This window comes from Methylotuvimicrobium buryatense 5G, assembly GCF_000341735.1.
GTDB lineage: Bacteria > Pseudomonadota > Gammaproteobacteria > Methylococcales > Methylomonadaceae > Methylotuvimicrobium > Methylotuvimicrobium buryatense.
The window spans coordinates 3,968,447-3,992,875 of record NZ_KB455575.1 but is presented as its reverse complement, the minus strand read 5'-3'; the positions used below and the strand labels follow the sequence as shown (position 1 = coordinate 3,992,875).

14 protein-coding genes are annotated in these 24,429 nt (G+C 51.4%); 5 read left to right on the top strand and 9 right to left on the bottom strand.

The features are described from left to right. Window positions 1-17: 17 nt before the first annotated feature. The 4 genes from METBU_RS0117930 (at window position 18) to METBU_RS0117915 (ending at window position 8,363) form a co-directional block, all read left to right on the top strand. Window positions 18-2,357: an alpha/beta fold hydrolase gene (locus tag METBU_RS0117930; protein WP_017841935.1), complete on the top strand. Its 2,340-nt coding sequence runs from the start codon at window positions 18-20 to the stop codon at window positions 2,355-2,357. Continuing rightward, window positions 2,354-3,496, top strand: a complete 1,143-nt coding sequence (locus METBU_RS0117925; protein ID WP_017841934.1) for a thiolase family protein — start codon at window positions 2,354-2,356, stop codon at window positions 3,494-3,496. The genes METBU_RS0117930 and METBU_RS0117925 overlap by 4 nt, the downstream gene beginning before the upstream one ends. Then, window positions 3,493-5,805: a 3-hydroxyacyl-CoA dehydrogenase/enoyl-CoA hydratase family protein gene (locus METBU_RS0117920; RefSeq protein ID WP_017841933.1), complete on the top strand. Its 2,313-nt coding sequence runs from the start codon at window positions 3,493-3,495 to the stop codon at window positions 5,803-5,805. The genes METBU_RS0117925 and METBU_RS0117920 overlap by 4 nt, the downstream gene beginning before the upstream one ends. Before the next feature lie 254 nt (window positions 5,806-6,059). Beyond that, entirely contained in the window at window positions 6,060-8,363 is a 2,304-nt protein-coding gene (locus METBU_RS0117915; RefSeq protein ID WP_017841932.1) for an acyl-CoA dehydrogenase, read from the top strand. Between the two features lie 487 nt (window positions 8,364-8,850). Here the strand turns inward: METBU_RS0117915 and METBU_RS0117910 are convergent, their stop codons facing one another. From METBU_RS0117910 to METBU_RS0117900, 3 genes are all read right to left on the bottom strand, one after another. Next, window positions 8,851-10,671 (bottom strand): hypothetical protein, encoded by a 1,821-nt coding sequence (locus METBU_RS0117910; protein ID WP_017841931.1) that lies wholly within the window; start codon window positions 10,669-10,671, stop codon window positions 8,851-8,853. Between the two features lie 37 nt (window positions 10,672-10,708). Next, window positions 10,709-11,668 carry a multicopper oxidase domain-containing protein gene (locus METBU_RS0117905; RefSeq protein ID WP_026130309.1) on the bottom strand — a complete coding sequence of 320 codons (960 nt, stop codon included), beginning with the start codon at window positions 11,666-11,668 and terminating at the stop codon, window positions 10,709-10,711. 1,100 nt (window positions 11,669-12,768) lie between these two features. Next, complete coding sequence (locus tag METBU_RS0117900; RefSeq protein ID WP_014146957.1) at window positions 12,769-13,110, bottom strand: DUF2956 domain-containing protein; 342 nt, start codon at window positions 13,108-13,110, stop codon at window positions 12,769-12,771. A 97-nt stretch (window positions 13,111-13,207) separates the two neighbouring features. Between METBU_RS0117900 and METBU_RS0117895 the strand changes: the two genes are divergently transcribed. Then, on the top strand, window positions 13,208-14,062 hold the full coding sequence (locus METBU_RS0117895; protein ID WP_026130308.1) for a RibD family protein: 855 nt from the start codon (window positions 13,208-13,210) through the stop codon (window positions 14,060-14,062). Window positions 14,063-14,119: 57 nt separating this feature from the next. On the opposite strand, the gene METBU_RS0117890 is transcribed toward METBU_RS0117895, so the two are convergent. From METBU_RS0117890 to METBU_RS0117865, 6 genes are all read right to left on the bottom strand, one after another. Further along, on the bottom strand, window positions 14,120-14,386 hold the full coding sequence (locus METBU_RS0117890; RefSeq protein WP_014146955.1) for a hypothetical protein: 267 nt from the start codon (window positions 14,384-14,386) through the stop codon (window positions 14,120-14,122). A gap of 247 nt (window positions 14,387-14,633) precedes the next feature. Beyond that, entirely contained in the window at window positions 14,634-15,683 is a 1,050-nt protein-coding gene (locus tag METBU_RS0117885) for a type I glyceraldehyde-3-phosphate dehydrogenase (protein ID WP_017841928.1), read from the bottom strand. A gap of 133 nt (window positions 15,684-15,816) precedes the next feature. Further along, complete coding sequence (locus tag METBU_RS0117880; RefSeq protein ID WP_017841927.1) at window positions 15,817-16,761, bottom strand: GGDEF domain-containing response regulator; 945 nt, start codon at window positions 16,759-16,761, stop codon at window positions 15,817-15,819. A 300-nt stretch (window positions 16,762-17,061) separates the two neighbouring features. Then, window positions 17,062-20,508: a PAS domain-containing hybrid sensor histidine kinase/response regulator gene (locus METBU_RS25470; protein ID WP_017841926.1), complete on the bottom strand. Its 3,447-nt coding sequence runs from the start codon at window positions 20,506-20,508 to the stop codon at window positions 17,062-17,064. Between the two features lie 55 nt (window positions 20,509-20,563). After that, window positions 20,564-22,114 carry an IS66 family transposase gene (gene tnpC, locus METBU_RS0117870; RefSeq protein ID WP_017841236.1) on the bottom strand — a complete coding sequence of 517 codons (1,551 nt, stop codon included), beginning with the start codon at window positions 22,112-22,114 and terminating at the stop codon, window positions 20,564-20,566. Window positions 22,115-22,539: 425 nt separating this feature from the next. Further along, window positions 22,540-24,282 carry an oxygenase MpaB family protein gene (locus tag METBU_RS0117865; RefSeq protein ID WP_040575343.1) on the bottom strand — a complete coding sequence of 581 codons (1,743 nt, stop codon included), beginning with the start codon at window positions 24,280-24,282 and terminating at the stop codon, window positions 22,540-22,542. Window positions 24,283-24,429 lie beyond the last annotated feature (147 nt).

The window sequence follows — 24,429 nt, the reverse complement described above, 5'->3', positions numbered from 1 at the left end:
CAGGGAGTCACCGCACCATGAAGTATGCCGATTACCCCGAAAACTGGCACGACATCGACACCGCGCTCTATATTCGCTCGGTCAAGTTGTTCAGGGCCGTCAAAAACTTATTGAGCGTCAAATTCGAACTGTTCGCCGACAACCAGGTATTACAAGGCGATATTTTCCTGTTCAACCATTTTTCCCGCTTCGAAACCTTCATTCCTCAATTTCTATTTTTCGAACAAACCGGCGCTTACAGCTGCTCGATCGCATCGGGCGAATTCTTCAAGGAAGACAATGTACTGTCGAATTATTTGAAGCATGTCGGCGTATTTCCGCACGATCACCCCCGTTTGTTCGCTATCTTGGCCGGCCAAATCCTGCGCGGACGTAAAGTCATTATTTTTCCCGAAGGCGGCATGGTCAAGGACCGGCGCGTCATCGACAAAAAAGGCGAATATAGTATTTATTCGCGCATGAACGGACTTCGACGTAAGCATCACACCGGTCCTGCCGTGTTAGGACAAGGGGTAGAAGCATTGAAGTCGGCGATTCGCCATGCCTTCAAAACAAAAGACAAAGAGCGCTTACTGCACTGGCAGTCCCTGCTCGAATTCGACAGCTTGGATCAATTAATGGCGGCCGCCTTAAAACCGACCTTGATCGTACCGGCCAACATCACATTTTATCCGATTCGCAACTCCGAAAACCTATTGTTCAAAAGCGTCGAATTGTTTTCGGACACGATGAGCCTTCGGCAAACCGAAGAGCTCTTGATCGAAGGTAATATCTTGCTCAAGGACACCGACATGGACATCCGCATGGGCGAGCCGGTCAATCCTTGTTGCGTCTGGGATTGGCGCACGCATTGGGTCATGGACAAAACGGCGCCGGACATACGCGATCCGGACGATGCGTTCAACTTGACAAGCGCGCCGAGAACTTGGAAAGAACGCCTGCTCGGCTATCTATTCGTCAAAAATGCAAGCTGTTCGCGCAATCAATACATGAAAGCGATCTATGCCAATGTTACGGTGAACCTCAGCCATCTGGCCTCGACGCTGATCATGAGCAAAATCGGCGCCGGACTCAAGCATATCGAAAAGTGCCGATTTTATACCGTACTGTATATCGCGATAAAAAATCTGCAAAAAAATCCCGTCATCCATTTACATCGGAGCCTCTTGAACCCAGACGAGTACAGCGATCTGACCCATTGCGTCAACGACCGCTTCGAGCACTTCATATGCATCGCCAAAGAATCGCAACTCATTGCCGAAGAAGACGAATGCTACCATTTCTTGCCGAAATTGTGCGAAGACCACGACTTCGATCAAATCCGTCTGGAAAATCCGGTCGCGGTCTACAATAACGAAGCGGCGCCGCTTAGCACCGTGCGCGATACGCTTTCGGCCGCCGACCAAGCCTATGCCAAGATCTCTCCCGAACAACTGGCGGCCTGGCATTTCGACGACGAACTGATCGCGCTGGCCTACGAACAGCAGACCTACAGCACGCTGCAAAACGGCGCAATCAAGCAACACGAAAGCGCCATAGCCGACCCGTCTCCATTCTTGATGAAGCCGGCCCGAACCAACGGCATCGGTATTCTGTTGATACACGGTCTGTTGGCCAGCCCCGCGGAACTTCGCGATTACGGCCGCAAGCTGGCGCACCAAGGCTTCACGGTGCTTGGGATTCGGTTGAAGGGCCACGGCACGTCACCCAATGCCTTGAGAGATTTGAGTTATGAGCAATGGTTCGACAGCGTGCGCAAAGGCTTTACTATCCTCAAAGCGCACTGCGGAAAAATCGTCTTGATCGGCTTTTCGACCGGCGGCGCTTTGGCGCTCAAGCTCGCGGCGGAAAACCGTCCCGAAATCGCCGGTGTTGTCGCGGTTTCAGTGCCTGTCAAATTCTTGAATCCGTCTTTTATGCTGGTGTCTTTACTGCACAACACCAATAGCCTGGTACGCTGGCTGTCTTCTTTCGAGGGCGTCAAACCGTTCATCGACAACACGCCGGAACATCCCGACATCAATTACTGCAATACGCCGATCCGGGCGCTATTCGAATTACGCAGACTGATTCAGCATCTTGACGAATTATTGCCCGGTATCGTAACGCCGACTTTATTACTCTATGCCAACCGGGACCCAATCGTCGCGCCGGAAAGCGCCGAAGCCGTATTCGCCAAATTAGGCGCGGCAAGAAAATATTTACATTCGATCGATGCCGACCGGCACGGCATTCTGATGGAAAACATCGGCGAGACTTGGTCGGTGATCGACGATTTTTTAAGCTCGCTGCAACAAACCGAGGACACCAGCCGCCCCATAACGCAAGCCATTCCCGAAGAGGAGACAGCATCATGAATAATGTAGTCATCGCAGGATATGCCAGATCGCCGTTCACGCCGGCGGGCAAAGGCGAGTTAGCCCACGTCAGACCCGACGACTTGGCCGCGCAAGTGGTCAAGGCCCTGATCGACAAGTGCGGCGTCGATCCGAACGCCATCGAAGACTTGATTCTCGGCTGCGCCTTTCCGGAAGGCGAGCAAGGCCTCAATCTCGCGCGCCTCGTCGTGCATCTGGCGGAATTGCCGATTTCAGTCGCGGGCATGACCGTCAACCGTTTCTGCGGCTCGTCGATGCAAGCGATTCATATCGCGGCCGGCGCGATTCAAATGAACGCCGGCGAAGTTTTCATTTGCGCCGGCGTCGAATCGATGAGCCGCGTGCCGATGGGCGGATTCAATACCTTGCCGCACCCGGAGCTTTATAAAAATCACCCGGAGGCCTACATGAGCATGGGCGAGACCGCCGAAAACCTAGCGCGCCGCTATTCCATAGCCCGCCGGGATCAAGAAAATTTCGCGTTGACCAGCCAGCGCAAAACGCAGCACGCCCGACAAAACGGCGACTTTGCCGATGAGATCGTGCCTATTCTAACGCACCGAGGCGATCGCATCGATCAAGACGGCTGTCCGCGCCCCGATTCGACTGCGGAAGGTCTGGCCGAGCTCAAGCCGGCATTTCTGCAAAACGGCAGCGTCACGGCCGCGACGTCGTCGCCGCTGACCGACGGCGCCGCGGCGGTATTGGTATGCAGCGAAGCCTATGCCGACGCGCACGGACTGCCGAAACTGGCCCGTATCAAATCGATCGCGGTATCCGCCTGCCAGCCGGAAATCATGGGTATCGGCCCGGTTGCCGCGACGCACAAGGCCTTGCAGAGAGCCGGTTTGTCGCTGGAAGACATCGATCTGGTCGAATTGAACGAAGCCTTCGCCGCGCAGGCTTTGGCCGTATTACAAGAATTGCCTATCCCTATCGAAAAACTCAACCTGGACGGCGGCGCGATCGCGCTAGGCCATCCTCTCGGCGCGACCGGCGCGCGCATCACCGGCAAGGCGGCCAGCCTACTGCACCGAGAGCGTAAGCGCTATGCGCTGGCCACACAGTGCATCGGCGGCGGCCAAGGCATTGCAACCATTCTGGAGGCAGCATCATGAATATCGAACGAGCAGCGGTCGTCGGCGCCGGCGTAATGGGTGCCGGCATCGCCGCGCATATCGCCAATGCGGGTATTCCGGTGGTCTTATTGGACATCGTCCCGGATAACGCAACGAACCGTAATCAAATAGCCGAGCAAGCGATCGCCAAAATGCTTGCCGCCCAACCCTCGCCGCTGATGCACCCGAACAACGTTCGGCTGATCTCGCCCGGCAATATCGAGGACGATTTAGGCCGACTGGCCGAGGCCGATTGGATCGTCGAAGCCGTGCTCGAAGATCCGGACATCAAACGTATCCTTTATCGACAGCTGGAAGCGGTCTGCCGACCGGATGCGCTGATATCGTCGAACACCTCGACACTGCCGTTGAAGATGCTGACCTTGCAACAATCCGAAAGCTTCAAGCGGCGCTTCATGATCACGCACTTTTTCAATCCGCCGCGCTACATGCGCCTACTGGAACTGATCGCGCCGCCCGACATCGCACCCGATTTGTTCGATGCGGTCGCGATGTTCGCAGACCTGCGCCTCGGTAAAGGCTGCGTCACTTGCAAGGACACGCCGGGCTTCATCGCGAATCGGATCGGTACCTTTTGGATACAAACGGCATTGCTTGAAGCGATCGCGAATAACTTGACCGTCGAAGAATGCGATGCCGCGATGGCGCTGTTCGGCATTCCGAAAACCGGCGTGTTCGGCTTGCTGGACCTGGTCGGCCTGGACTTGATGCCGCATGTTCTGAGCGGCTTCAAGCAAAGCCTGCCGGCCAAGGACCGTTTGCGGGCGATCGGCGCCGTGCCGCCGTTGCTACGCGCCATGATCGAAAAAGGCTACACAGGTCGCAAGGGACTCGGCGGATTTTATCGTCTCAAGCCCGATGCCGACACCAAAATCAAGGAAGCGGTCGACCTTCAAACCGGCGACTATCGTGTCAGTGAAAAATTTCGCATCGACGGCGTCAGTCACAGACCCGAAGATTTGAAAAATTTTTTATCCGGCGGCGAAACGCTCAATCGCTATGCCTGGCGAGTCTGGTCGGACACGCTAAGCTATGCGGCTAGCTTGATTCCGGAAATCGCCGACGATCCGCTTGCGATCGATACTGCGATGCGCCTCGGCTACAACTGGCGTTACGGTCCATTCGAACTACTCGATCGTCTCGGCGTCGACTGGTTCGTCGAGCGGCTTCAAAAAAAACACCAACCGATTCCCTATCTGCTCGCGGACCGGCAAAGCCTGTATCGCACCGAGCAAGGCGTCCTGGAGTGTAAGGACGAAGAGCGACGCTATCGGCCGATTCACCGTCCCGAAGGCATGCTGTCGCTCGGCGACATCAAACGGCGTGCTGCGCCCTTGCTCGAAAATACATCGGCCAGCTTGTGGGACATCGGCGACGGCATCGTTTGCCTAGAATTTCATAGCAAAATGAATACTTTGGACCCGGACAGCCTGAGCCTGACACAACAAAGTATCGGCGTCGTCCGTGACAATTTCGATGGCATGGTCATCCATAACGAAGCCGAGCATTTTTCGGCCGGGGCCAATCTAACTCTGCTGGCCCCGGCATTGCTGCGGCAAGATTGGGACACCGTCGCCCGAATCGTCGAGCTCGGGCAACAAACTTATCAAGCCTTGAAATACGCGCCTTTCCCGGTCGTCGGCGCGCCGTCCGGTTTGGCGCTGGGCGGCGGCTGCGAAATTCTGCTGCATTGCGATGCGGTGCAAGCCCATGCCGAACTGTATACCGGCCTCGTCGAAACCGGAGTCGGTCTGGTGCCGGGCTGGGGCGGCTGTAAGGAATTATTGCGCCGATGGCTTAGCTTGCCTAACCGCCCGAGCGGACCGATGCCGGCGATTTCGCAAGCCTTCGAGACCATCGCGCTCGCCAAAACGTCCAAATCGGCCTTGCTGGCGAAGGAATTACTCTATTTATCCGAACACGACGGCATCACAATGAACAAGGACCGTCTGCTGGCCGACGCAAAAGCGCGCGTCCTGACAATGATCGCCGACTACCGACCGCCGGAACCTTATGTTTATTATTTACCGGGCGCTTCGGCCCGCGCGGCGCTTGACATAGCCGTGCGCAACTTAGCGCTCTCGGGCAAAGCAACCGCCTACGACCGGGAAATCGCCGGCCAACTGGCTTTCGTATTGAGCGGCGGAGACACCGACTCCCTCGATCCGCTTAGCGAACAAGACATATTGAACCTGGAACGACAAGCCTTTTTGCACCTGGTCAAGCAACCCGGCACTGCAGCAAGGCTCGAACACATGCTAAAAACCGGCAAGCCGTTGAGAAACTGACGGGGCAATCGAGCAACGTAACGTTCATGAAGGCCTGGCCATCGCCCCGGCAAATGAAAGTAGTCTGGTGACGGAGGGTGCGGTCACTCGCCCGACAGGACGCCGTGAATACGTCCATGTAGGCTCGACGGCGGCTGTCGATCGAGCAACCGCACCCTCTCCGGAACCGGCATTGCCAGAACGGAGTTTTGCATATCGAAAAATTAGATAAAGAACCCAAACCTACGAACTGACACAGCAACAGGAATTAAGCCATGACCGAATTCATTATCGCCGTATCGAGCGGGCTTATCCTAGCCGGACTCGTTGCCTATGCTCCGATACGCCGCAGTCTACTGACCCGGCCGCTGTTCAAGGTCATGCGCCGCAATCTGCCGCCGATGTCGCAAACCGAACGCGAAGCGCTCGAAGCAGGCAATACCTGGTGGGACGCCGAACTGTTCACGGGCCGGCCGGACTGGGCCAAAATCGCGGCGCTGCCTGCGGCGCGTCTGAGCGACGAGGAACGCGCCTTTATCGACGGAACTGTGGAAACCCTGTGCGCGATGCTCGACGACTGGGACATCACCTTCAAGCGCCGAGACTTACCGAAGGAAGTCTGGGACTATATCAAACAACATAAATTTTGCGGCATCATCATACCGAAACGCTACGGCGGTCTGGAGTTTTCCGATTTCGCGCATTCGCAAATCGTCATGAAACTCGCCAGCCGCAGCACGACCGCCGCAGTCACGGTCATGGTCCCGAATTCATTGGGACCGGCCAAATTATTGCTGGCCTACGGCACCGAACAGCAAAAGAATCATTATCTGCCGCGTTTAGCCGACGGCCTCGAAATACCGGCATTCGCGCTAACCGGCCCGCTGGCCGGCAGCGATGCCGGCGCGATGCCCGATACCGGCATCGTCTGTTACGGCGCGTTCGAAGGCAATGAACAAGTTTTGGGCATACGGCTCAATTGGGAGAAGCGTTATATTACGCTAGGCCCGGTCGCCACGGTTCTGGGATTGGCGTTCAAGCTTTACGATCCCGACCGGCTGTTGGGCGAAACCGAAGACATCGGCATTACCGTCGCGCTAATTCCGACCGATACGCCGGGTATTTCGATCGGCCGCCGCCACTTTCCGCTCGATTCGGCCTTCCAGAACGGCCCTAACTGGGGCAAGGATGTTTTCATTCCGCTCGACTGGATCATCGGCGGCGCGGCACAAGCCGGTCAAGGCTGGAAAATGTTGATGCAATGCCTCGCCACCGGCCGCGCGATTTCGCTGCCGGCGCTGAGCGTCGGCGCGGCCAAATTCATCTGCCGCAACACCGGCGCCTATGCGCGGATCAGGCACCAGTTCAATCTGCCGATCGGAGCCTTCGAAGGCATTGAAGAGGTGCTGGCGCGCATGGCCGGCAGCGCCTATCTGATGGACGCCGCTCGCCAAGTAACCTGCGCGGCGCTCGATGCCGGCGAAAAACCGGCGGTGATCTCGGCGATATTGAAATACCAACTCACCGAAGGCATGCGGCGGATCGTCAACGACGGCATGGATATTCAAGGCGGTTCGGGCATTTGTCTGGGGCCTTCCAACGCAATTGGCCGTTTGTATCAAGTCGTCCCGGTCGGCATCACGGTCGAGGGCGCGAACATTCTAACTCGCACAATGATGATTTTCGGCCAAGGTTCGGTGCGCTGCCATCCCTTCGTGCAGCAAGAAATACAATCATTGAATCGAACCGATACGGCCCAAGCCTTGCGTGAATTCGACTCGGTAGTGTGGCGGCATATCCGTTTTTTTCTAAGGAACATCCTTAGAGGGCTCTGGTTCGGCGTTGGCGGTTCGCGACTGACCGCCGCGCCCGGTAACCGGCATACGAAGCGTTATTACCGGCAATTGACGCGGCTTAGCACAGGCTTTGCGCTGGCCGCCGATGTCGCGCTGCTGACGCTGGGCGGCCGACTCAAACGCAAGGAACGCATTTCCGGGCGGCTGGCCGACGTGCTGAGCCACTTATACTTGTGTTCCTGCGTACTCAAACATTTCGACAATCAAGGCGCGCCCTCGGACGACCTGCCGCTGTTGCATTGGGCCTGCCAAGACAGCCTGTATCATGCCCAACAATCGTTATCGGAAGCACTTCGGCTACTGCCGGCGGCACTTTCGGCCGGCTTGCTGCGTGCCCTGTTGTATCCGCTCGGAAGTCCCTGCGCGCCGCCGCGCGATACCTTGACAGGCCCTCTCGCAAAACTGCTGTTGAGCGACAACCCTGCGCGCGAACGTTTAACCGACGGTATTTATATCAACACCGACCCGGACGATCCTACCGGCCGCATCGAGACGGCCTTCAAGGCAGTACTCGAGGCCGCACCGGCCGAGGCAAAAATCCGCGCCGCGCAAAAACAAGGAGCGTTGCCCAAAGGAATGCCGTCATCCCTACTGCAGCAGGCTTTGGCATCGGAATTGATCGACAAGGACGAATATGCATTACTCGAAAAAGCCGAGCAAGCCAAACTGAAAGCGATCGCGGTCGACGATTTCGCGCCTGATCAATTGAGCGGTGGTACTTAACTTCACCTGATTAGCAAGATGCTTCAGCTTGCCGAAGCCAAGTGTCCAAGCTGGGGTTAGTCGTAGTCGCAAAAACTAAAATATGCTGTTACCCAAGCTCCAGCTTGGGTAACCTGTTCAGGAAGCTCTAGCTTCCCGATAATCAAGAAAGATTGAACGAGCGAGCGAGTCGGGGGTGATTGAGAATGCGCGGAGGTTGTGTCGGTCTCAAGAAGCTGGAGCTTCCGGTGTGTCTTTCCCAAGCTGGAGCTTGGGAAAGAGCGTGAAAATGAAAGCGATCGCGGTCGACGATTTCGCGCCTGAGCACTTGACCGGACGCTCTTGACTTTACGCCAGGATTTTCGTCATGTACCGCACGCCCAAAAGCGCGGGTGGGTCAGTATTCATAGCGTCCTTTGACGGGCATTTGACTAGCCCAGAAGATATTTAGAGTCTTAATCAATACATAATGCTGCCGGGAAAATTACTTTCCCGGCCAATCGTTTTATCAAATCCCTTTTTGTTCCTTGGTCAATTGCTTCAACCAGCCTTCCACTTGCGGACTCAACTCTTTTTTTCCGCTTAATTTCAAGGTTTGCGCCAAATAGCCGTGTTCAACCAACGGCAACGGCAACACGCCCTGCCCGCCCATGCCGTTATGGGCTTTTATGCTGCTATCTTTGTCATCGGCCAATAAAATACTGCCGGCCACCTCAAGCTTATCCATATCCACAACCAACAGATTATTAGCGAACTTGCTGGCCACATAAGCATAGTACCCGCCGCCTTTTTTCATGCCGAAATGAACGCCATGACATCCCGCCTCGCAAGGCAAGCTTTTGACGACTTTATTGGTTGCGGTATCGACAATCGTGATGCTCATGCTCAAGGTATTCGCTGTCACTACATACTTACCGTCAGGACTAACCGGCGTTTGTATCGGCAACAACCCGTATGCCTCGCCGCTGATTTTTCCCGATATCGGATCGTAATCGGCGGCCAGGTCGATGTCGGACAATTTCTTCTTGCCCGGAATATCGATGACCGTCAAACTGCTTAACAGCGGCGGCGTGCCCAACAGATTGGCGACGTAGGCACGTTGACCGTCAGGCGTTCCCCACACCGCTATCGGAATGACGCCTCCGGTCGGAATCATGGTATTTTTTTCGGTGTCGAGATCGACGACCGACACGCTACTTGCCAAGGCATTCGGGGTCACCATATATTTTCCGTCATCGGTAATAAAATGCCCATGAGGTCCGCTATTTTTCCCGGTGCTGATGCTTTTGATTGCCGCGGGGCGGCTACCGCCTTTCATTTTAACGACATGTTCGCTATTGTTGATCGCGACATACAGATTATCATCGCCGGGACGTGTCAAGACATGCGATGGCGATTCACCGACTTCGACGTTACTGGTCACTTTACCGCTTTCGCGCTCGAAGGTCATCAGTCTTTTATCGAACCATTGCGTCTGATAAATATATTGATAGCGCTGATCGGGCCACATATTATGCGGGTGATTCAAGTCTTGCTCTACCCCTTTGACTTTGTTGACTAATTTCCAGTTAGCCGCGTCGATACGCGTCGCCGAACCGGGTTTCGTTTTCCCTTCGATCATTTCGAATTGGGTATTCACCCAAACCTCGCCGACTCCGGGCGTTTTAGGGTTGAACAACTTATTAGGCATGGACAAACTCAACGCGCTGAGACTGATGGTTTGGCCTTTGATATTCAAGGGTATATCCGGAAGACTCACTTTCCATTCCGGCTCCCGGTAATCGCGCCATAAGTCCGGCGTAGTGACCACGAAAAAGGTACGCAGCAAACGCTTGGCAATATCGCTATCGGCCGGGACTGTTACGCCCGTTACCAATGTCAGTTCGGAACCGATATCGAGACCTTCGGTTGCCGGGTCGTCGACCACGACGGCGCCGAACATATACGGATGAACTTTACAGGTAAAGACATAAAGCCCCGGTGTGTCCAAAGCTTTAGTAATACTCACGTTAGACGGTTGGTCTTGATCGATCGGAAAATCCTTCGCTCCCGCCGGCCAAAGCAAACTGGTTATGGTGTGTTCCGTTCGGGTATCGCCCATTTTTATTTGAACCGCTTGCCCCGGCTTTAACACCACTAAGGCATCACCGTCGACCGGATCTTTAAACCACAAACCGGGCTCGTCGGTCATCTCCAAGGTTGCCGATGGCATCAACCCCGGCGTACTTAGGACAGCATCATCCAAATCGGCTTTAGCCGCCTGTACATTCCAACTCAGGATAATACCGGCAACCATCGTTGCTAAATAAGTTTTTTTGTAGCTCTTCATGATATTCACCTTCCAATTTTTGTATTTGTTTTACGGATTAATTTGGAGCCGATTCGAATACTTTGAATGCTCCCATCATGCCGCTCTGCATGTGTTGTAATACATGGCAGTGATAATGCCACATGCCCGGACCGACGCCTTCGCCGGCCTTGACTACGAACGATTCGCGTTGAATCGGCCCGATATTGAAGGTATCGACGATATGTGTCGTGCCGGGTTGAATCCAGCGATGGGCATGAAGATGAAAGGTATGAAAACCTGTGCCGATACCGATGACGTGAAAACGAACCAGATCGTTCTCACGAGCGCCAAGAGTGGGGTTAGTCCAAAGCGGTACCTGACGATTCACGATATTATTGACTTCCATGCCCCAGAACGTGGTTTCATTCATCCACAAAATAAATTCCCGCTTAATGTCTTTTATAGCCACGTTTTGGACTTTGCCGTCGATCAGAGCCGGTACCTTGCCGCTTTTCGGATTGATAATCAAAGTTCCGTATAAACCTTTATCCTCGGCACCTAGCATGGGATTGCCGAAAGTATGATCATGATAAGGCCAAGCACCGGCGGTGCCGGCTGCAGCCGTCCATTTATAGGTGTAAGGTTTGCCGGGAAAGGCGGCTTGGTCATTGACGTGATTGAGTATTTTCATGGTTCCGTCACTATCGATTTTGTAATGTACGCCATGAACGTGAATACTAACCGGATCGTTAGAGCCCTTGATGCCGTGTTCCAAGGTAACTTCCGCTTTATCGCCTTCGGTCATGACGATAGCCGGCCCCGGTATCGATGCCTCCTGACTGTAACGTTTCGTGATGTCTTCGACTTTACCGGAAGGGCTTTTAATCTTGTGCTTGACCATTTGATAGGCTAATTGACCGGAGTCCAGAGCCACCGCTTTCAGTGTGATCGAATGAACAGACCCCGTCTCGGCTCCAGCAAGCATGGAAATTGCCATCAATCCGGCAAACATAGAGACTGCTATTGTTTTATACATATCGATTGCCTCATTGAGTTAAAAAGTTACCGAAGACTTGTTGCTTTGCATTAACAAATAAGGAATAAGCCGCTAAGCCTAAGTATTAGCAGTTGTTAATTTTCAGTCTTCGACACATTGGTAGATATCACAATCGGAAAGCAAGAATTCGCCTTCTAAAATCCCCGATATCGAAGCCTGCGACTTCCATTAACCGAAACATCCGACAATCGAATGAAAAAGTGGTTATTAACCGGATATTCGATTTATGAAAGTCGCGAGGCAGGGTCACTATGGCACAACAATGTAACTTATACAATATATATGATGTATAAGTTACCTATCGATTCGATACTTTTATAGCCTTTCGCATACGCAGCAGTAAAGCGAGAAACTTTTTGGCAGTGCTTGTTTCTAAGGATTTCGCGATAAATAAAGCCCTGTAACTATGAGCTTTGTTAAGAGGTCGGTAACTCGTGTTCGGCGACAATGAGACGCTTTTACGATCAGATGGGAGTATGTAACCGCAAGGTTACTTTTGTGTATTTCGTGATTTGCGTGGGGTGATTGCCGAATTTAGGATAAAAGGCGTGGGATTTGCGTATTATGACAAGCGGAGGACCGTGGAAGCTTGAAAAACAGACCTTAACAATTCGTAACTATTCAGCGCATGCGGTAGGTTGGTGTCAGGCATGACTTATGCTGAATAATTACAACAATTCCTGATTAGCAAGATGATTCAGCTTGCTGAAGCCAATTGTCCGAGCAGTGGCCAGTCGTAGCCACTTCTGCGGGACGGGTTATTTAACCCGTCCCCAACGTTTCGGTTTGCCCTAAACATTTCGGCTGACTTCGGCCAAAGTCAAAACGTTTAGGACGGGGTTTCAAACCCCGTCCTGCTAGGGATCAATGCCATTAAGTTAAGCCGTTCGTGGTGAGCCTGTCGAACCATGGACGGCTTAACTTATCGACTCGGACTTTTCCGTTCACCCTTCGACAAGCTCAGGGCGAACGGAAAAGTCCTTAACTTAATGGCAGTGCCTGCTAGGGATATGCTGGTTTTTGGGCTTTAGCTGAAGAAACTTGCTAATCAGGTAACAATTTATAGCAAGAGCGCTCGCCTACTGTTGGAAACCAAAAAAATAAAATCCCCACCCCAACCAGCTCAGAACCAATAATAACCAAGGCAACCAATGTTGCCGATAAACGATACGTTCAACAGTAGTCTGATTTTCAGACCCGGAAGAATCCGATTGTTGATCGGAAACTTTCTTGAGCTTCCGGCTCAACTCTCTCGCCTTTTCCTTTTGCTGCTTTTTATAAAGATCGATACCTTTTTCAATACCCTGGGCGATCAGTTTGGTTTGTTCTTTGGTTTGTGCCGGACGCTGTGTTGCCTTGGCGATTTTCAGCGCCTCCGCTTGAGTTTCCGGCGACGGTTTTTGCTTAATGTTTTTGGCCATTTTCTGTTTTCCTTGTTTATAGGATTAAGCGCCAGGTGTAGGCTGTAAGGGATAAGCGACAGCCTTAACTTGCGATTAAGAAGTATTACGGTGAATCATGACTCGAGCCGACTCAACAAAAAAACTCTTACGTCTTTATCCCGTCCCATCCCAGGAAATAGCCATCAATGGCTTGTATTTAGCGCATAGAGCTCATGAATTAGGCCGTCCGGGATTACCCTTCGTCTATGCTAACTTTCTTTCCAGCTTAGACGGGCGTATCGCTCTTGAAGATATTGATAAAGGCCTTTCTTTTATACCGAAGCATTTAACGACGGATTCCGATTTCAGTTTATTCATGGAGTTGCATGCACAAGCCGACTGTCTGATAACACATGGCGGCTACATGCGCGCATTGGGCGAAAAACGATTAGGCAATATTTTGCAGGTCACGGACAAAGATCTGCTCGAATGGCGACGCATCAACGGTTTACCCGAGCAACCTGCAATCGTTATTGCTAGCGCCAGCTTGAACTTTCCCATCCATAGCAGTCTGCTGGAAACAAAACAAACAGTTTATATCGCCACCGGAAGAAATGCATCGCCCGAACGCATTCGCTTTTGGCAAGCACAAGGATTTCCAGTGTTATCGGCCGGCACCGACAGGATGGTCGAAGGCACGCCTTTACTCAATATATTGGCAAGCCTTGGGCTCAAAAGTATTTATCTGATTGCCGGCCCGAAAATGCTTGATACCGTAGTTCGGGACAAACAATTATCGAGGCTGTATTTGACGCTCACCCATCAATTGATGGGTGGCAATGATTTTCGTACCTTACTGACCGGTTCCGCATTAGGACAAGTAGGAAATCTAAAACTCGAATCGCTATTCCTGGAATTGGGCTCTCCCGCCGGCGCAGGTCAGTTTTTCGCCCAATTCAGTCTGCCCTGTTGCTTTGTAACAGGAAAGTAAATTTGTTGCTAGCCGGAGTACGCGCCAAGCAACGATCCGGCGCCTCAACCCAATAGCCTACTCCGATAATCTATCTTTAATACGCTGGTAAGTAGATTTCAATTCTTCGCCGATCACTTCCGCCTTTTCGATCAATCCTTCCTTACTCCCGCTGGCTTCCTTGCTAATTTTGTTCAGCTCGGCTAAAAAATGATCTCTTTGCTTTTCGGCCCGATCCCATTCCTGCTTGGATTCCAAGCTTGCCAAATGGAGTTGAACCTTAACCTCGTCCCTTAATTGCTCCAAACCCTCGGCAAATTTATTTAATTCTTGTAGTAAGCCCATAATAACCTCTTTAAATTACTTGGTTAATCAATTACATCAGTCGATCAAAATTTGACTATACCCCGACTCTTAAGATCAATCCAATCTAATCGCGCTTTAGGTCATGGCTTTCTTCGGTCGTCATCTATCAACCTTAAAAGAGCTGTTGACATGTGTTGTAGACCGTTCGTGCTGAGCTAAGTCGAAGCATGAAGGGTCTACAACACTTTCACCGGCTTGGTGAGGCCTCAAACTGCTCTTTTTAGGATCAAAGCCCGCCGCGACTCAACACGCCTAATACGTCAATCACGCGCGAACAATAGGCCAATTCATTATCGTGCATCAACGAAAGCCCCAAGTGCCGAGCGCTATTCAGCGACAAATGGTTCATTACCAAAACCGCCGAATACGGTAGCCCTAGATAATCGATACTGGCTTTTTCATGACCCCAGGCTCCGTAGTCACAATGAATTATCCCTGCCATATCGGTCCGGGCATGATGTTCGAACAACTCCATGCACTCTTCGCGCGACGTATCCCTCGATAAATTGGCGGTCAGATCGATAACCGAAACGATTGCGGTGGGAATTCGATACGAAATCGACTCGAGCTTACCCTGGAGTGCCGGTAGCACCAACGCAGCCGAATGGGCGACATTGGTTTTGGTCGGCAAAATCGACACCGCACTGGATCTACCGAGATGAGAAGTCGCATGATAACCGTCGAGCACACGCTGATCGGATAGAGCGGGATGAATCGTAATGATTCTCGCGTAATCGATGCCGATATGTTTTTCCAAAATCGAAAACAACGGTACTAACGCATTGCCGGTACAAGTACTCGCCGAAATGACATGATGCCGAGCCGGGTCGTATTGATTGTCGTTGACGCCATAGACCATACTCAAATCACAACCGGATATATTGGTGGTACAAACGACTTTTTTTGCGACTTTATGCTTGATGATCGAGCGCAAATCTTCGATAGTGGCGGTACCGGTCGCATCGAATAATACATCGAGTTCGTACTTACGCAGATGCCCGAAGCTGTCTTCCTCCGGCGAAGCACGGCGCCTATCGACTCGTTGGTAATGTATCGTCTTACCGGCCACGATTAAGTTATTGCCGTCGCAATCGAGGCTGAAGGGAGGATTGCCGTAAGTACTATCGTGCGACAATAAATAAGCGACCTGATCCACCGACATCACGTCGCACATGACTTGGATATCGAAACGCCCGGAGGCTAGTTCGGCGTAATTTGCCCGCAACATGCCGCGACCGATTCGACCGAGACCGACAATGCCAACCCGTAAACTCATTTTATCCCCCTTTGTTCTTATTATTATGATGTTTACCGGACTTGGATTATAAACACATACTCCAAGGCTCTCAATTGGAAGCCGATGAAAGCGCACCCATTAGCCATATCCATATAACGTAGCGCTTAAACGATCAATTCGATACCGAAGGCTCTGTCGCATCGGCAATGACCACTTGGTTGCGCCCGCTCTGTTTGGCTTGATAGAGCGCGACATCGGCTCTTTTCATTATCGAATCCGGAGACTTATCGTCATCGCGCAATTGAGTCACGCCGCAACTAACCGTAAACGAAAGGGCTTTATTGCCGGATTCGATTGTTGTGCGGGCAATTTGCAGGCATAAGCGGTTCGCGATTTGCGCGGCTTCGGCCAATGGAGTTTCCGGCAACAAGATCGTAAACTCCTCCCCGCCGAATCGGCTGAAAATATCGTTTTTCCGAAGCATTGTCGTACTGACTTTAACCATTTCTATGATCACTTTATCGCCGATATCGTGCCCATGGTTATCATTAATGCTTTTGAAACAATCTATGTCGAATACCATCAAAATGCTGGGATGCCGATATCTTTGCACGCGTTCGAGCTCTTTCTTGAGCGCGTCCAAAAAATAACGCCGATTATATGCGCCGGTTAGCGGGTCGCTCATTGCTAATTGCGTCAAGCGGGTATTGGCTTCTTTCAATGCCGTCGTCAATCGTTGCAATTTTAATTGATGCCTTACCCTTGCCTTGACTACGGCCGAAGCAAAGGGCTTGGTAATGTAATCGACAGCACCGAGATTCAAACCTTTTTCCTCGGTTTCGGCATCGGGTATGCCTGTAATAAAGATAATCGGAATATCCGCTGTGGTCTGGGATTGCTTTAAATGCTCCAATACTTCGAAACCGTTGAGTCCCGGCATCGAAATATCCAGCAAAATCAAATCGGGCAAACGCGTGCCTGCTATTTTCAAGCCTTCTTCTCCGCTTAGGGCAAAAATAATATTGGCTTGCGATTTCAATAGCCTTGAAAGTACGACGATATTTTCCTTGGCATCGTCGATAATCAGTATCGTTTGCATGGTATCGGGCTCGGTCATGGTGTTATACCTTTTTAGGAGACTATGTTCGCGTTAGCAGTTGTAACGTTTCTCTTTGCTACTAAATAAACCATTTAGGAAATAGTCTATGATTGCTTTCCAAAACACTGAGCGTGGAAGAGGGTACGATTACTCGCTTGACAGGACGCCGTAAATACATCCATGTAGGCTTGACGGCGGCTTTCCCTGCCGCCGACACCTGTCAATCGAGCAACCGTACCCTCCTTTCAACCATTAGCGCGAACATAACCTTTTAGGATTCGGCTGCTCAGGATTGTGAATGCGTCATTAGCGTTAAACTTAAATCGACGTACGTAAACGGTCCCTCAATTCTTTAACGCAATCGGCAGCCACGGCAAATTCAAGATCCATCAAATAATTTTTTATTATTGCCAATTCTTGAGCATATCCGCCGCCCATCCGGAGCTCCAGCTCCTCTAAACAATCTTCTGCCTGCCAATTATTCGCTTCCAGAAAATCGATCAAACGCCCGCACAATGTCACGGTTTCATTGACAACCTCGGTTGTCATTTCCGAACAATTCCGTGACTCTTCGACGAGACCTGGAGTAGCGCTTAGCTGTCGCCAACCGTCCATTTCCTCGACAAATCGATTCATTTCGTAAGCAAAATTAGAGAGTGCTTCAGCAACCATCGACGCGTCCGACTGCCGCAACTCAGATTCTAATTGAGCGGCGGTCTCGAAGACTTTCAAAATATGGAGATTGCCGGCAACGCCTTTAATAAGATGCGCTTTATCGGCTGCATTTTCCGGTTTTTCTTCGACTAACATCCCCGCGATCGAATCCGCTGCGCTACCCTGTTCGTCTGCGAATTTAAGCAAGAGTTTGAGTAATAGAGACTCGTCGTCCTGCAATAAACGCAAGGCAGATTGGACATTAACGGTCTCAAGAGAAGCCAGTGCAGGCAAGCATTGACTCGACTCCATTGTCGGCGCCTGGTTTTCAGGCAATACGGGGGACTCATGATCCCCGCTCAATACTGTCCATCGGGCCAATTTTGAAAATAATTGTTCGGGATCGATCGGCTTACCGATGTGATCTTGCATACCGGTCGCCAAACATTGTTGCCGGTCCGATTCAATCGTATGCGCCGTCATCGCTATAATGGGCAACTTATCGAAACGCGAATCCTTACGCAGAATCGTCGTCGCTTCATAACCGTCCATTTCCGGCATCTGCAAATCCATCAGCACGGCATTATATATCGGCTCGTCGGCAGTTTGCCGAAGCAGGTTTACCGCTTCCAATCCATTGTTGACAATATCAACGACAACACCGGCGCTTTCCAAAGTTTTGCGCACAACCTCCTGATTGATTTCGTTGTCTTCGACAATCAATACTCGAATCCCTCGTACCGCTGCTTCGAAAAATAGTGCGTTTGCCGTATCGTGACGGTTTTTAAGGTTTTCAATCAATGCCTCCTTACCGCAAGCATTTAAGATCGCATCCATCAGACAAGACGGCGTACTCGGCTTATTCATCAGCGTAATATTGGCGAATTGTCCCGATACTTTCTTGATACTCTCGGCTTCGAGCGACGAAACATTGATGATGATCGGTGTCTTTTTCCCGAACGCACTCGTTTCCAAAGCTTTAAGAATATCCGCCTTATCGGCGTCACTCATTTTCCAATCCAGCAAAACCAATTCCAGCGTGGACTGCTCGGAATCTTGGTGTTCCCGCAATATGTCCTGTAATTTCATTTTTCCGAGAGAACACAGAGTCACATTAAAGCGCAAATCGCGCAGCATCGTTTCGAATATCCCGCATGCTGTTTCATTTTCGCAGATCAACAATACATGCCAACCTTCCAATTCGGCCGGCATATGATCGACTGACTGACTATCGGGAACGACATTCAACGGCAGTGTAAAATAAAACTCGCTTCCGGCGCCTTCGGCACTGACGACACCGAGTTCTCCGCCCATCATTTCGACCAAGTGTTTACTGATCGTCAAACCTAAGCCTGTCCCGCCGAAATGGCGTGTCGTCGAACTATCGGCTTGCGTAAATGATTCGAAAATCCGGCTTTTTTGCTTTTCGGACAAGCCGATTCCGGTATCCCTGACGCTAAAGCGCAATTGATCGTCTCCTTCGGTTTTGACCGAAATAACGACTTCGCCTTGTTCGGTAAACTTTATGGCATTGCTGCACAAATTGGTCAGCACTTGAATCAAGCGTAACGAATCGCCGATCATGCATAATGGCACCCCCAGCCCGCGGTCGATCAACAAATCCAAATGTTTCTCAGCCGCGACCGGTTCTAACATCGAGCCGATATTTTCCAATACCGCATCCAAATTGAATTCGACATGCTCGACATCGAGCTTACCCGACTCGATTTTAGAAAAGTCCAAAATATTATTAATAATGCCGAGCAGATTTTCCGAAGATAGCTGAACTTTGTGCAAATAATCCCGCTGCACATCATTCAGTTCCGACTTAAGCACCAGACGATTTAGACCGATGATCGCATTCAGCGGCGTCCGGATTTCATGGCTCATATTGGCCAAAAATTCGGCTTTCGCTTTTGCCGAGACTTCCGCAGCCAATTTAGCCTTGGCCAATTCTTCCTCGGATCGCTTGCGGGCAGTCACATCCATGACCAAGCCTTCCCAAATAATATCGCCGTTATCCTGTAAATGCGGCCTGGAAGCGGCATGAAACCATTTCCATTCGCCGTTGGCCGTCATCTGGCGTGCTTCGAAATTCCAAGGAGATAAATGAATCGCGGAATCCAGAACGCTACTTTGAAATCCGGGCAGATCGTCCGGATGTATCGTGTGTACAATGGGCGTAGCGTCATTGGCGACAGCGGCAGGCTCGACGCCGAATATTTCCTTACAGCCTCGGCTTGCATAAGGAAATGAAAAAACACCCTCCGGCGTCATCCTAAATTTATAAATGAATCCAGGTACATTGGACGCCAATCGCTCGTAGCTGGCATTTTGAGCCTCCAACTGACGCGCTATTTTGATTTGCTCGGTTATGTCGACAAAACTGACCAAATATCTAGCTAAACCTTGCCCGTGAGCTTGCAAGGGTGCCGATGTCATACGCACATGCAGCGACTTTCCGGCTAGATTTTCAAATTCGCATTCGGTTTCGGACCTTTTCTTTCTTAACACATCCCAAACCCTGGTTAAATGCGACTTTGCCGGCGATATGATTTCAAGAAGAGGAACATCAACCAGATCCGCCTCTGCACCGCCGACCAACTTACATAACGCCGGATTGGCAAAACGAATCACGCCCAAATCATCCAGCAAGCAAACACTTTCCCCCAAACATTGCAAAACACTTAACACATCGCTTTGTGCTAATGTAGCGTTATTGCTTTGCTCTAAGTATTTGGGCCACAGATGAAATGCCACAAAACTCAATCCGGAAACTTCGACGCATGACACCGACGCGGTATATTCCATACGGATTCCTTTGCTATGCCGCCAAGACAAAGGAAAAATTGGAAGATAGCGATCATTTTCGATAAGCGGCCACCACTCTTCCCGCCATTTATCAACATCGAGCGACGGAATTAAACGATCCAATGACATACCGCTCAATTCGTCATCGGCGTAACCGAAAGTCTGTAAAAAGCGCTCATTGGCATAGCCGATAGCCCCTGAGGCGTCGACCCATAAATTAGCAACGGGTGCTTGCTCAAAGGCGGCTAATTTAGCGGCCAATTTGGGCAACTGGCTCCAAACCGGTTTGTGAACAGGCATTTGCAACAATTACTCCACTGAATAAAAGTAATCGTTTAGCCCCCCCCTGTTCCTATCACGCCAAAACCGGCATAGGCAAACGAGGGACGGGTTGGTTTTTACGGCGTTCGGCCAGTGTTTGAGCAATAAACTCCCAAGGATTCAGGTCTCTCAAACGCGCGGTATCAATCACGCTCGCCAGCAAGGCAACCACGCGACTGCCTTGTGCCGTCCGCGAACCGAAGGTGATTTTGCGCAGCAATACCCAGTGCCGCAAACTGCGTTCCGCCACGTTGTTGGTCAATGGATGCGCCGGCGTTTCGACCACGCGCACGATGGCCTCCCAATCGTTGAGAAATTCGCCGGCTAATTGTCGGCTGTCAACATGCGCGATGTCTCGGTGCGTCTCGCAGAGCGAGCGCAGCAAGGTCAGCAACTGTTGATTCTGCGCCCATAAGGATTCGGCATCCGGCGGCGATTCGCGGAGTCGGTGGATGTTGCGCATCAACAGGATCATGGCCAATAACAAGGCTTCGCCGAAAGCTTGTCCTTCGCTATCCAAGCACTGATACAGTGCTCGGGCCTTGCGCACCAAGTGCGCCCAACAGCGCAAGCGCCTAGGAAAGATGCGATAGACGCTGTAGCCGTCGGTCATCAGTAAGCCGCAAAACGCTTCCCCTAAGAGCTGGTTCACGACGAGACGATGGCGTTTGCCCACTTGATAAATCACCGTCTGTGCGCTGACAAAGACCCAGAGCCAAAATAACTGCCCGGCTTCTTTCCAGGGTGTTTCATCGATATGTAAGAGGCCGGCGGCCTTGAGTTCCGCGATCAACTGCTCGTCGACGACCGGCGCAACGGCACGTCCCGCTTCATGAATGCATTGATTGATGGTGCTGGTGCTGAGGTCGATCCCCAGCCAATCGCGCAAATAGGCTTGGATTCTGCTGCGCGATGCCCGTAGGGACAATGAGAGATAAACCAAAAAGCTAACCAACCGAGGGCCGCACAGATGCCATTCGCTCAGGGCTACGCTCCAGCCATCTTCGTCGGCGCCTCGCCCGGGCTCGGCNNGGGNTTGATGACCGCAGGGACAGGTCGCCGAGAAGTAGTCATGTCGGCTATGTTCGATTTGTAATTTCGGCGATTCGGCGTTGCCGATTTCAAGCTCCAGTTCGAACCGGGCGTTCCAGGGTCGGTAGTCGGTGTTGTCGGCAAACGATTGCCTACACGCGGCGCAGCAATCCGGGCGATGCTCAATTGTCCGTGTCACCGGTAAGGTCAGGTTGCGGCTATAGCCTGGGNTACCGACTTGGCGCCCGGCTTTTTTAGGCTTTNCGCTATNACCGGTCGCCGCCGGAGGTGTTGCCGAGTCCTGGCTAGGTAAGTCATCTGACGAAGACTCAGACGAATCCAGTGCCGACAAGTCGTCCGTTGCCGGCGCTTCTTCCGACGGTTCGGCGCTGGATTGATTCGATTGCCAAGGCTCCCGGGATGACGGCGGACGCGAACTCGTATCCGGGGATTGTTTGAGTCGTTCTCGGGCTTCTTTGAGATCCGCCAACAGTTGCTTACTCAATGGACGCAACTCACCCTCCGGCAAATCATCCAGATAGTCCGTGTCCATTTGGCTAAGGTCTCGGTCGCTCAACGTCATGTCCTATAGCTTTTCATGTTTTAACGGGAGATGCTACTTTTTTAGTGATGGGGGGCTAAACGATTACGAATAAAAAGACAAAGAAACACTGATGACGCTAATTGGTAACATATCGGATTTTTTAACCACTTAGGAATACAGCCAATTGTCCGAGCAGTGGCCAGTCGTAGCCACTTCTGCGGGACGGGTTATTTAACCCGTCCCCAACGTTTCGGTTTGATCTAAACATTTCTGCTAACTTCGGCCAAAGTCAAAACGTTTAGGACGGGGTTGCAAACCCCGTCCTGCTAGAGGTCAATCGAGCCACCAACCCCCCTTCCAAAACAGTTGTCTAAGTTATTTCATGCTCGTTCCTAAGGAACATCTGTCGGATCCGAATTAGCCGTGTTCTATTGTTACCGATAGGCGCTAAAAAAATCCTCGTTATCCGGCCTCATCTTGAATACGACCGGCAGTCTGAACTGCATCCATGCTAGCGAAATACCCCATGACGATACTGCAACGATCAAGGTCGCTTTAAATGCCGCCCATCCCGAAACCAAACCGATCGGCACCGACGCCATCAGTCCAAACATCGCAATGATCAAGAACAATAAACCAATACCGATATTCGCGAATAATTTACGTCGCCATTGCCGCAATAGACTTAAAAAGTCTTCATCGATTCCCGGAGCGCGCACCCATGTCGAAGCATCGGCCGGCACGAAAAACGGCTTTCGACTATAACCGTCCTGCCAACTGTCGATCAATAACTCGCTGGCCTCATGCATACGGTTAACGGTCAAACCGCCAAGATACTTGAATCGTTTGAATACCTTCTCTCGCATGATCAAATAGCCGCGAAAAGATTTTGCAGCGACTTTATATATCGGCCACCGCCAAAACTTACGCGTTTCCTTGATTAGCGTTTCATCTAAAATGAAGGATGCATGCTCCATCCCTAGTTGATTGATGATCATCGCAGCCGAGAGCCGGTGCGCTAATCCCGGTAGATGAGGCATGTAATCGCCAAGAAAGCCCATCAGCGCGTCGGTCAGAACGACTCCCTCATCGGAAGGTCCTGCTTGCCTCTGCTGTATCGTCTCATAAAGAGCTAGCGCCTCATCCCATTTATCGGTCAATAACGTCTGATCGACGCCCATGATGTAGCCGATCAAACGCCATAAATGCAGAAAGGCCTCTTTTTGCTCAAGGCTAAGCGGTAACCCCCAGGTTTCAAGCCCCCTCGGGATGACCAATCCGAAGGTCAGCAAGGTATAGGCTAAATCCTCTTGATTGACCGGGACGCCGTATCGTTCGGTGTCCCATGGCGATTTTCGGTGACTCATGGTTTCGGCCAACGACTGAGGATTCTCTTTATTGCCCCAGGCCCGGCAGGCTCCTGGCTGAGTCAGCATGAAACGCATTGAAGCATGTAAAAAACGGACTTTTTTGGCGGCAATATAGCCTTTGCCCCATAAATAACGCTTAGGTTTACCGCGTAATTTCTCGATTTCCGCCCGGATTAATGCGGGATCGATCGGTGTTTTCGAATTTCCGGCCGTCCGGCAACAGCATCGTCCCTGTCGCTGCCACTGTCCCTCGCTATCCAGTTTTTGTAAAACTTCCAGGAGGAATCGATCGTCCTCGAATTCGGCATCCTCGACAATTTTGATACCGCCCTGATCCATCGTCGCGGCCAGCATCAACCCTGTTTCATAGATTCGTTGAAATATATATTTTTTCTCGCGCAGCTTTTCGGTTTGGTAGAGCGCCGGAATACCGTTTTTCATCAAATAACACGCCGGCAGACTAGCGGCATATAATGTGATGAGGGTGATCAACGTATTCTCCTGCCATAGCTTGGCGCCCATAGACAGCTTAGCCGAGTCGACCCAATCGGGCACCTCCATCGGATCGTAGTAATCTGCCAATGGCTTCGGCATCGATTTCAACTGGCGGCTCAACCGCGAATCCTCGATAACCGCCAATTCCGGCGCTTCCATCAATTTATCGGCAAGTAACAACAGCGCATTATAAGCGAACCGGCCGGACGATTCTCCCTGCTGGTCCGGCAACACTTCGGCGACTAAGCGGTCGACATCCGGATCGCCAATTTGTCGGTAGGCATCCAAATCGATCGATGGCCATTTCTGCATAAGCATCATCTTCCCCCACATATATCGGAATTATTGTTTTTGTTAATAAAAAGATGAATCGGTATCGAATACCGGACCGAAACGATGCCGGCTGAAATACCCTCACTCAACCGACTCAATCATAGTCTATGATTGAAATGTTGACAT